The following is a 10,068-nucleotide window of genomic DNA, read 5'->3' on the forward strand; positions in this document are numbered from 1 at the left end:
GCCATAGGCCACGTAACCCGCGCCCGCGCCGCCATATTGCTCCGGCAGGGTCAGGCCGAGCAACCCCATTTCACCCATTTCAGCAAAAATCGAAGGATCGACCGTTTCATTCGCGTAGGCCGAGACCACCCGGCTCTGGAGCCTGTCCTGCGCGAAGGCATGCGCCCCATCGCGCAGCATGCGCTCCTCATCCGTCAACTGGTTTTCCAGCAGAAACGGATCGTCCCAGACAAATCGGCCGAGTTCCGGCCCGTGCGTATCACCCATGTTACACCTTCTTCTTTTCCTGCGCGCTCGCGCGCAAATGATCGTCCCAGTACATCGGCCCGCCGAGATCGCGGGGGAAGCCGTAGCCATGCGCCCACACCACGTCGATATCGGAACTGCGCGCCGCAATGCCCTCGTCGAGAATGCGCCGCCCCTCCTCGATCATGGGACCATGCGTGCGTTCGATGATTTCGGCATCCGTAACCACCCGCCGCGCAATGCCGCCTCTTTCCGCGATCTCGGCGATAATGGCATCCACCTCCGGATCGGACTGGGGCTTGCGGCTGTCGTCGTAAAGATACCAGCCCTTGCCAGCCTTCTGGCCAAGCCGTCCAAGCTCGCAGAGCCGGTCTGGCAGCGCGTCGGTCTCACCGAGCGCCTTGCGGTTCCGCCAGCCGATATCGAGCCCGGCGAGGTCCTGCATCTGGCAGGGGCCCATCGGCCAGCCGAAGGCCCGGAAGGCGGCGTCAATCTGATCGGGCGTCGCGCCCTCCAGCAGCAGTTGCGACAGCGCGGCATTGCGGGCCTGCAGCATACGGTTGCCGACAAAGCCGTGGCAGACGCCGACCACCACCGGCTGCTTGCCGAGGCGCCGTGCAAGTTTCAGCGCCGTCGCCAGCACATCGGGCGCTGTCTGGTCGCCGCGCACGATTTCCAGCAAGGTCATCACATTGGCCGGCGAGAAGAAATGCAGGCCGAGCACATCGGCGGGCCGCGTGGTCGAGCGCGCGATCGCGTTCACGTCCAGATAGGAGGTATTGGTCGCAAGGATCGCGCCCTGCCGCGCCACGGCGTCGAGCTCGGCGAAAATGGTCTTCTTGACCGCCATATCCTCGAACGCCGCTTCGATGATCAGGTCGGCGGATGCCAGATCGGCGATCGCGACCGTGCCCGCAATCCGCGCCTTGCGCCTGCCGGCCTCCTCCGCGCTCAGCGACCCGCGCTTGACCGAGCGCTCATAGGTGTCCGCGATACGTTCCATGCCGCGCTTAAGGGCCGCTTCATCGGTCTCGCGCACGATCACGTCGAAACCGCTATTGGCGAACGCCATCGCGATCCCGCTGCCCATCGTGCCCGCGCCGATCACGGCTACGGCCTGCACCGCGCGGGGCTCAGCTTCGGCGACATCGCCCGAAGGTTTCGCCGCCGCCCGCTCGGCGAAAAACAGGTGGCGCAGCGCGCCGAATCGGGGGTTACCGGTCGCGGTTTCGAACAGACGCCGTTCCTCCGCCATCGCGTCCTCGAAGGAGAGCGTCAGCGCATTGCGCACCGATTGCGCCGCAAGTTCGGGCGCGGAGGAGCGCGCCTTGCGGCAGAGCTCGGCGGTCAGGCTTTCCAGCGCCTGCGGGTCGCATGCCGGCATCGCCTCGCGGCGGCGGCTCACAGGTGGCGGGATGTCGTCGGCGTCAATCTTGTCGGAGAGGAACCGGATCGCATTGGCGACCAGGTCGTTGTCGAAGACAGCGTCCACGAGACCGATGCCTTGTGCCGCTTCCGCGCCCATCATATTGCCGCTACCGGCGAGTTTCAGCGTCGCCTCCGCGCCGATCAGATAGGTTGTGCGGACCGTGCCGCCCGCGCCCGGCAACAGGCCGAGCTTTACCTCCGGCAGGCCGAGCTGCGCATCACGGCTGGCCACGCGGAAGGTGCAGCCGAGCGCCAGTTCCAGCCCGCCGCCAAGCGCCGTGCCGTGTAGCGCGGCAACGCTCGGCTTGCCCAGCGCTTCAAGCTTGTCGATCACCGCGTGCAGCGTCGGCGGCCGGACCTCGCCCAGTTCCTCGATATCGGCCCCGGCAACGAAGGTGCGCCCGGCGCAGGCCAGCACAACGCCCTTGACCGCCTCATCGCCCGCCGCCTCGTCCAGCCGCACCTCTATCAGCTTCCGCAGCGCCTGCGACAACGCGTTCACCGGCGGACGGTCAATGGTGATGACCGCGATCCTGCCGAATTTCTCGATATCCACCTTCATCTCAAGCAGCCTCCCCTGCAAGTCCAATTGTGTTCAATGATGCCGTCAGGCAAGCGCAACGCTGCGATCAACAGCAAGCAGCCGGTTCATGCAGCTTCGGCTGTCGCCGGCGCTGATCCGCAGGGCGGTGAGCCGCCCGAAGATGCGGCCGGTCAGGCTCTCCTCGGTCATGCCGATGCCGCCATGAAGCTGGACGGCGCTCTCTCCGATCAGCTTTGCCGCCGCGTTCATTTTCAGCTTCACGGCATCCAGCGCCGCCGCCCGCTCATCGGCAGATGCGCCAAACATCCGACCGCCGAAATCGAGCATAGCGCGCGCGGTTTCCAGTTCGACATACATGTCGACCGCGGCATGCTGCAGAGCCTGAAAACCCGATAGCGGCTGGCCGAACTGACGCCGGTCACGCAGATAGTCCACCGTCAGCTCCAGCAGCTTTTCCATGCCGCCCAGCATTTCCGCGCAGGTAATCAACTGGCCGCGCGCTTCCGCCGCGGCAATCAATCGCCCGGCCTCTTCGCCCTCGGCCATAAGCGCCGTTTTTCCCACGGTAACGCCGTCCAGCGCAAGGTCGGCATCGGCCGCCGGGCCGGCCGGCATATAAGCGGTTTTGGTCGCGGCGATGGTCTGGAGATCGAGCAGGAACAGCGCCGGGCGCTCCTCAAGCATGGCGCTTGCGATCACGATGTCGGCGGTCGATCCCGCCGGCACGACCATCTTGACGCCGGAAAGAACGAAGCCGTCAGCCGCGCGCCGGGCGACAACCGGCTTCAGGTCATGGAGCGCCAGCGTGGCGATGCGCGCGCCGCTTACGATCTCGTCCAGCAGGGCAGAGACCTCCGGACGATCCGACCATTGCGCAAGCAGAGGCATGGCGAGCGCTTCCGACGCAAAGAATGGCGTGGCGAGACCCGCCTGCCCGAAGGCGCGGGCAAACACCATCAGCGCCTGCGGACCCAGCTCTGCCCCGCCGGCGCTTTCCGGGAGCGTGAGGCCGAGCATGCCGAGTTCGGCCAGTTGCGGCCACAGATCCGCCGGCGCGGCGATTTCCGACAATATGCCGGCGACGCTGTCCCACAACATCCGTTCTTCTTCGGTCAAAGCTTCCATGTGCGCCTCACAGATTCAGAATTGTCTTGGCGATGATGTTCTTCTGAATCTCGTTCGACCCGCCATAGATCGAAACCTTCCGGAAATTCAGATAGTTATTGAGTGCGGCAGCGGCCGCCAGTTGTTCTTCCGCCGCATGGTAAGGATCGGCCACATCGCCCGGCGCGCGCAGCGCCGCCACGCCCTCAAGTTCCATCAGGAGTTCCGAGGCGCGCTGCTGAAGCTGCGATCCGCGCAGCTTCAGGATGGACGATGCCGGGTCCGGCCGGCCCTGGCTCTCTCCGGCGCGCGACAATATCTGCATCTGGGCGACCTCGAGCGCCTTCAGTTCGATTTCAAGCTTGATGACCTCCGAACGGAACAGCGGATCGTCCCAGACGCCGTTATCTTTCGCCCGGCGGCGGATGCGCGCCACGCGCTCCTTGGAGAGGCCAATCCGGGCAATGCCCGAGCGTTCATTGGCCAGCAGGAACTTGGCGTAATCCCAGCCGCGGTTTTCCTCGCCGACCAGGTTTTCGACCGGCACCCGCGCATCGGTGAAGAACACCTCGTTGACCTCGTGCCGGCCGTCCATGGTGATGATCGGCCGCATTTCGACACCGGGCGTATCCAGATCGATAAGAAGAAACGAGATGCCCTTCTGCTTCTTGGCCTCGCAGTCCGTCCGGACCAGGCAGAAAATCCAGTTGGCATACTGGCCGTAGCTCGTCCAGGCCTTCTGACCGTTGACGATATAGTCATCTCCGTCGCGCACCGCCCTTGTCGTCAGCGAGGCAAGGTCCGAGCCGGCATTGGGTTCCGAAAAGCCCTGGCACCACCAGTCATCGAGATTGGCGGCCCGGGGCAGGAATTTCTCCTTCTGCGCCTGATTGCCGAAGGCGGCGATCACCGGCCCGACCATGAAACAGTTGAACTGCAACGGCAGCGGCACCGCGTTGAACTGCAGTTCCTCGATGAAGAGATAGCGCTGGACCGGCGTCCAGTCCCTGCCGCCCCATTCGAGCGGCCAGTTCGGCACCGCCAGACCATGGGCGTTCAGAATGCGCTGCGAGGTGACGATATCCTGCTTGGCCAGCGGCTGGCCGGCGCTGACCTTGGCGCGGATTTCCGCGGGAATGTTTTCCTGAAAGAAGGTGCGCATTTCTTCGCGAAACTGCTGATCTTCCTTCGAAAGATAACCGCCCGAGGGTTTGGTCTTTCCCATGTCGCGCCCATCCCTGTAAAGCCATGACACATTTAACTACCGTCTGGCCGGTAATAAAATAAGCCATGGGGGATGTCAATCCGTCCGGATGCGGGGACGCTATCGGGGCAGAGCGCCGGCCAGCAATATTTGCGCGTAGGATTCGGCGATTTCAGCGGCGGTGAGCCGCCCGTCGGGACGATACCATCTGGCCATCCAGTTCAGCATGCCGAGCACGCCTCTGGCGAAGGTCGGCACATCGGAAACCGTGATCGTGCCTGCGTCGACGCCAGCCTCCACAACGTCTTCCAGAAGCTGGACATAGGCCTTGCGCATGGCGCGCTCGTCCGGGGTCAGGTGCGCGCGCTCGCCGCCGCCCCCGCGGCCGAAAAAGCTTGCGCGATACCGTTCGCCATGCTCCGAGAAATACCGCGCATGCGCGGTCATGAAGGCGGTCAGCTTGTCGGGGTAGCCATTATGGGCGGCGATGGCGGCAACCGCGCCCGCATGCAGATCCCGCAGCGTGTCCAGCACGATCGCTTCGAAAAGCGCATGCTTGGTCGGGAAGTAATGATAGAGACCGGCCTTGGTGACGCCCACCGCGGTTGCGACATCCTGAAGCGACGTATTGTCGAAGCCCTTTTCGGCAAACAGCGCCGCCGCGGCGTCGCAGATCATGCGATAAGGGTCTTCCATGCTGGAAGGGCGGCCCGGCCCGGACCTTGGCTTTTTGTTCTTCATGCCCAACGGTAGCTATTCCGGCCTGTTCGCACAAGCTGCACGATGGCGTCCAGAACACCTATCCCGGGCTTGATCCGATCCGTTAACGCGGCCTGCATCGACCGGAACGCCTCGTCCGACAGCGTCCGCAGCCCGAAAAGCCGGCGACAGCAATCCGACGTCCAAACGGATCGCAGATTTCGCGGTGGTCCAGAGGCCCTAAAGGTCGTACTTGGCCAATATCTCCTCGATCGCCCTGTCCTGTTCCGGATCTGGCAAAAGCGCGGGCTGGCGGGAGAGGCCTACGGACGGGTCGCGCAAATAGAGCGCCCGCTTCACCAGGGCCGGCGGGTAGCCGAGCCTGTAAAGATCGGTGCGGAAGGCGGCGTAGGTTTCCTGGGCCTTCTTCGCCCCCGCCTCGTCGCCCGCGTTGACGCATGACACGATCCTGGCCAGCACGTCGGGCATGACATTGCCGAGGCCGGAAATGCAGCCCTTCGCGCCATTGGTTAGCGCCCAGTGTACAAGCTGATCCGGACCGGAATAAACGTCGAAGCCCTCGACGGCGCGGCCGACCGCCATATAGGCCTCAAGCGTGTCCTGCGCGCCGCCCGAATCCTTGATGCCCGCGATATTGCCGTGGGCGGCCAGCCGGCGCGCGGCCTCGGGCTCGATATGGTTCTGGGTGCGCGCCGGAATGTCGTAGAGATAGATCGGCGTTTCGACGGCATCGGCGACCGAGGTGAAATGGCGCTCGAGACCATCCTGCGTGCAGGCGATGAAGAACGGCGTGATGACGGCGATGCCGTCGACGCCGATGCGGTCGAACTCGCGCGCCAGCTTCACCGTCTCGAAGGACGCGGGCATGCCGGCATTGACGATGACGCGAGCGCGACCGGCGACCTCGTCAACCACCTCGCCGCAAAGCCGCACCTTCTCCTCGAAGGTCAGCGCCGAAAAATCGCCATTCGTGCCGGCGCACATGATGTTGTTGCCGGCCGAAACCTGCCGGCGCACCTGCGCCCGCGTCGCCTCGTAATTGATGGTTTCGTCGTCGTTGAAACAGGTGACGAGTGCGACGAACGCTTCCTTCTTGTCGGTCATTCTTCCCCCTCAGCCGCGCGCGGCGGTCCCCATTCTTGCGGCATAATCGAGTGCCGCGAGCATATTGACGTGATTGGCCTTGCCCGTGCCGGCGATATCAAAGGCCGTGCCGTGATCGACCGAGCAGCGATCGATCGGCAGGCCGAGCGAGACGTTGACGGCGGTATCGAAGGCCACGAGCTTGATCGGGATATGGCCCTGATCGTGATACTGGGCGACGACCAGGTCGAAAGCGCCGTTATAGGCGCGATGATAGACGGTATCGGCCGAGATCGGCCCTTCCACATGGATACCCTCGGCCTTCGCCGCCGCGACAGCCGGCGCGATCGCCTCGTCATCCTCCCGGCCGAAAAGCCCGTTCTCGCCGCAATGCGGATTGATGCCCGCCACCGCGATGCGCGGCGCTTCGAGCCCCATGCGCTTCATGTGTTTGTGGCCGGTGCGGATGGTTTCGAGCACCCGCTCCGTCGTGGCCCGCCCGATCGCATCCCTGAGCGAAACATGGGTGGAGACATGCACGACATTCAGCCGCTCGGAGGCGAGCAGCATCCATGACGACTTCGACCCCGTCAGATGCGCCAGCATGCCGGTATGGCCATCATAGTGATGCCCCGCCGCATTCAGCGCTTCCTTGTTGATCGGCGCGGTGACGATGCAGGCGGCCTCGCCGCCCATGGCCAGTTCCACCGCGCGGGCGATATAGCGGTAGGAGGCCTCGCCGCAGGCCGGGCTCAGGACGCCGAATTTCCCCGGCAATCCATCGACGGCGATATGGTCGACGCGGATACCGTCACCCGCCTCATCCGGCGCAAGGATTGGCAGATCGACACCGCACACCGCCGCGGCGCGGGCGACCGTGGACCGGTCCCCGATGACGCGGACCTGCTCCCGCAAGGCGGCATCGCGCGCCGCAAGCGCCCTCACCGTTACCTCAGCGCCCACCCCAGAGGGATCCCCCATGGTGATGACGATTGACTGTTTCATGAAGGCCTCCCGAGAACGACGCGTCGCACAGCTTTTAACTTATAGGTAAACAGGTTTCAATAACCGGCGCATAAATTAATGGGAAACGTCATTTCACCTTGAAATTTATCCTCTTTTTATCGCAAGATCGTGACGTAACAATAATGACAACCTCGGGAGACGATTGTGCCGCCGGACGTTCTGATCATAGCCGATGACCTGACGGGCGCGCTCGATTCGAGCGTGGCCTTTGCGGGTCCGGGGCGATCCGTGCTGGTGGCGCGCAAACCAGATGCCATTCCCGCGCTTCTGCGCCAATCGCCGGATGTGCTTGCCGTCAACACGGCAAGCCGGGAATGCGACGCGGAGGAAGCGACAAGGCGCGTGGCGGCGGCCCTCGCCCATTTGCCGTTGGCCGATATTCCGATCATCATGAAGAAGGTCGACTCGCGGCTCAAGGGCAATATCGCTGCCGAGCTGGCCGTGCTGCAGGCAACCCTCGGCGCGCGCCGCATCATCGCGGCCCCGGCGATTCCGTCGATGGGCCGTCGCGTAACGGGCGGCATGCTGAGTGGCGATGGCATTGCCGCGCCGATCGACGTCGCCTCCCGCATCGGGGTTTCGGCCGCAATACCGGATACCGAGAGCGACCGCGACATGGATAACCTTGTCCGTTACGCCGGTTCCGGCGCGCTGTGGGTCGGCGCGCGCGGGCTTGCCTTTGCGCTGGCGCGCGCCTCAGGGCACCCCGAACCGCAGCCCTTCCGGCTCGCGCCCCCGCTGATGATCGTCAACGGCTCGCGCGATCCGATCACGGTGGCGCAGGTCGAGCGACTGCGTGCGCTGACATCGGCGCTCGAAGCGCCCGATGGTGGGGTTCCGGCAATCGCCGAGACCGAATTGCCGCTCGCCGTGTCCATCTGTGAGGGCGGCGGCGGCCTTTCCGGCGAAGCTGCCGGCGCCCGCTTCTACGACGGTGTCAGCCGCCTGCTGCAGGCACTCAGGCCACGGTCGCTGCTGGTGGCGGGCGGTGAGAGCTGCAACGGCATACTGGACCGTCTCGATGTCCGGAGTTTACAAGTGGTTGCCGAATTGCGGCCCGGCCTGCCGGTCAGTTACGCCGCGGCACCTTGGGGAAATTTACAACTCGTGACAAAATCGGGCGGTTTTGGTACGCCGTCGCTTCTGGCCGAGATTTTTACCGAGGCGGATAGCGGCGATGACGAAGAGGACATGCGATGACCGACAATCTGAACCAGGACGCGGATCGCGGCGCCGCCCAACGGCGCACCTCGCTGTCGGACAAGGTCTATGAGGCGCTGCGCGGGCGGATCATGCGCGGCGATTACGGCGCCAATGAAAAATTGCCGGCGGAAAAGGATCTCTCCGTCAAGTTCGGCGTGTCGCGCCCGGTGCTGCGCGTGGCGCTGGAGCGGCTGCGCGACGAGCGGCTGATCTATTCGCGTCAGGGCGCCGGGAATTTCGTGCGGATCAAGCGCGAGACGGCGCTCGGCTACACGCCCGTCGAAACCATCGCCGATATCCAGCGCTGCTACGAATTCCGCCTGACGGTCGAGACCGATGCCGCCGCCCTTGCCGCGCTGAGGCGCAACGAAGCGGCGCTCGCCGAAATGGAACGGGCCCTGCATCTTCTGTCGGATGCGACCGGCCAGCAGCTTCACCGCGAGGATGCCGATTTCGCCTTTCACCAATCCGTCGCCCAGGCCACCAACAACCAGTATTATGGCGAGACGCTGAAGGCGCTGCGCGACCACATCTATGTTGGCATGAAGCTGCACGGAGAGACGCTGATGTCCGATGGCGCCTGGGCGCTGGAGGAGGTGCTGGCCGAGCACAAGGCGATCTACACCGCCATCAGGGAACGCGCGCCGGACGCCGCCCGCGCCGCCATGCGCGCCCATATCGAGCATTCGCGCGAGCGGCTTTTCGGCGGCGGCCTGTTCGATCTTTCACTCTGAAAACAGGATGAAGGCGGCCCGACGGCCGCGCTCCCCTTTATGGCAACGCCTAGAACGCCGACCGATAGATCGCGTGCACATCGTCGACCGACATGTCGCGCGGGTTGTTGTCCATCAGCCGGCGGATGGCATGGGCCTCTTCGGCCCAGAGCCGCAGATCCGCCTCGTCGGCGCCGTGGGCCTCAAGCCGCATCTCGACGCCGAGACCCGCGCAGAACTGATGGGCGGCACTGTGCACCGCCTCCGGCGTTTCCGCCGAAAGGCCGAGCGCGGCCATGATTTCACCGGTCTTCTCGGCGGCCACGGGCTGGTTGAAGGCCAGCACATGCGGAAAGATGATAGCGTTGGCGAGCCCATGCGGCAGGTCGAGCCGGGTGCCGAGCGGATAGGCGAGCGCATGGCCCGCCGCGGTATTGACCGGCCCAAGGCAGATACCGCCGTAATAGGAGGCGAGCATCATGCCCGCGCGCGCCTCGGCGTCATTGCCGTTTTCAACCGCGCGGCCGAGATATCGGCCGATCAGGCCGATGCCGAGCCGGGCGTAACCGTCGATCAGGTCGTGAGCCCGGATATTGGTGAAGGCCTCAACGCAATGGGCCAGCGCGTCGATCCCCGTCGCCGCCGTTACCGCCGGCGGCACGGAATAGGTCAACTCGGGGTCGAGGATGGCGATATCAGCCAGCAGGAACGGGCTTTCGACCGCCAGTTTCGATTTCGTCTCGGGATCGGTCAGAAGCGCGCGGATGCCGGCTTCCGAGCCGGTGCCCGCCGTGGAC

10 protein-coding genes are annotated in these 10,068 nt (G+C 64.6%); 2 read left to right on the forward strand and 8 right to left on the reverse strand.

Annotated features, from left to right (window positions below; all coding sequences use genetic code 11):
* The 7 genes from B4E36_RS00385 to pdxA form a co-directional block, all read right to left on the reverse strand.
* The coding region (locus B4E36_RS00385; RefSeq protein WP_345899843.1) for an acyl-CoA dehydrogenase family protein at positions 1–267 on the reverse strand (267 nt) is incomplete at its 3' end.
* 1 nt (position 268) lies between these two features.
* Positions 269–2,236 (reverse strand): 3-hydroxyacyl-CoA dehydrogenase NAD-binding domain-containing protein, encoded by a 1,968-nt coding sequence (locus tag B4E36_RS00390; RefSeq protein ID WP_292059567.1) that lies wholly within the window; start codon positions 2,234–2,236, stop codon positions 269–271.
* 45 nt (positions 2,237–2,281) lie between these two features.
* Positions 2,282–3,343, reverse strand: a complete 1,062-nt coding sequence (locus B4E36_RS00395; RefSeq protein ID WP_292059569.1) for an acyl-CoA dehydrogenase family protein — start codon at positions 3,341–3,343, stop codon at positions 2,282–2,284.
* A gap of 7 nt (positions 3,344–3,350) precedes the next feature.
* Positions 3,351–4,547, reverse strand: coding sequence for an acyl-CoA dehydrogenase family protein (locus tag B4E36_RS00400; protein WP_292059571.1), 1,197 nt, complete (start codon positions 4,545–4,547; stop codon positions 3,351–3,353).
* Between the two features lie 99 nt (positions 4,548–4,646).
* On the reverse strand, positions 4,647–5,267 hold the full coding sequence (locus B4E36_RS00405) for a TetR/AcrR family transcriptional regulator (RefSeq protein ID WP_345899844.1): 621 nt from the start codon (positions 5,265–5,267) through the stop codon (positions 4,647–4,649).
* A 198-nt stretch (positions 5,268–5,465) separates the two neighbouring features.
* On the reverse strand, positions 5,466–6,350 hold the full coding sequence (locus B4E36_RS00410; protein ID WP_292059575.1) for a dihydrodipicolinate synthase family protein: 885 nt from the start codon (positions 6,348–6,350) through the stop codon (positions 5,466–5,468).
* 9 nt (positions 6,351–6,359) lie between these two features.
* A complete protein-coding gene (pdxA, locus tag B4E36_RS00415; RefSeq protein ID WP_292059577.1) occupies positions 6,360–7,334 on the reverse strand; it encodes a 4-hydroxythreonine-4-phosphate dehydrogenase PdxA in 975 nt (324 codons plus the stop codon).
* A gap of 165 nt (positions 7,335–7,499) precedes the next feature.
* Here pdxA and B4E36_RS00420 point away from each other — a divergent pair, with 165 nt between their 5' ends.
* Positions 7,500–8,555: a four-carbon acid sugar kinase family protein gene (locus B4E36_RS00420; RefSeq protein WP_292059579.1), complete on the forward strand. Its 1,056-nt coding sequence runs from the start codon at positions 7,500–7,502 to the stop codon at positions 8,553–8,555.
* Entirely contained in the window at positions 8,552–9,292 is a 741-nt protein-coding gene (locus tag B4E36_RS00425) for a FadR/GntR family transcriptional regulator (protein WP_230721367.1), read from the forward strand. Before B4E36_RS00420 ends, B4E36_RS00425 begins: the two co-directional genes overlap by 4 nt.
* A 49-nt stretch (positions 9,293–9,341) precedes the next feature.
* On the opposite strand, the gene B4E36_RS00430 is transcribed toward B4E36_RS00425, so the two are convergent.
* The coding region (locus tag B4E36_RS00430) for an iron-containing alcohol dehydrogenase (RefSeq protein ID WP_345899845.1) at positions 9,342–10,068 on the reverse strand (727 nt) is incomplete at its 5' end.

Source organism: Martelella sp. UBA3392, assembly GCF_002358775.1.
GTDB lineage: Bacteria > Pseudomonadota > Alphaproteobacteria > Rhizobiales > Rhizobiaceae > Martelella > Martelella mediterranea.

Excerpts from the sequence above, each read along its gene's own strand:
- B4E36_RS00390 (WP_292059567.1), bottom strand. The coding sequence starts at position 2,236 with ATGAAGGTGGATATCGAGAAATTCGGCAGGATCGCGGTCATCACCATT.
- B4E36_RS00395 (WP_292059569.1), bottom strand. The coding sequence starts at position 3,343 with ATGGAAGCTTTGACCGAAGAAGAACGGATGTTGTGGGACAGCGTCGCC.
- B4E36_RS00400 (WP_292059571.1), bottom strand. The coding sequence starts at position 4,547 with ATGGGAAAGACCAAACCCTCGGGCGGTTATCTTTCGAAGGAAGATCAG.
- B4E36_RS00405 (WP_345899844.1), bottom strand. The coding sequence starts at position 5,267 with ATGAAGAACAAAAAGCCAAGGTCCGGGCCGGGCCGCCCTTCCAGCATG.
- B4E36_RS00410 (WP_292059575.1), bottom strand. The coding sequence starts at position 6,350 with ATGACCGACAAGAAGGAAGCGTTCGTCGCACTCGTCACCTGTTTCAAC.
- pdxA (WP_292059577.1), bottom strand. The coding sequence starts at position 7,334 with ATGAAACAGTCAATCGTCATCACCATGGGGGATCCCTCTGGGGTGGGC.
- B4E36_RS00425 (WP_230721367.1), top strand. The coding sequence starts at position 8,552 with ATGACCGACAATCTGAACCAGGACGCGGATCGCGGCGCCGCCCAACGG.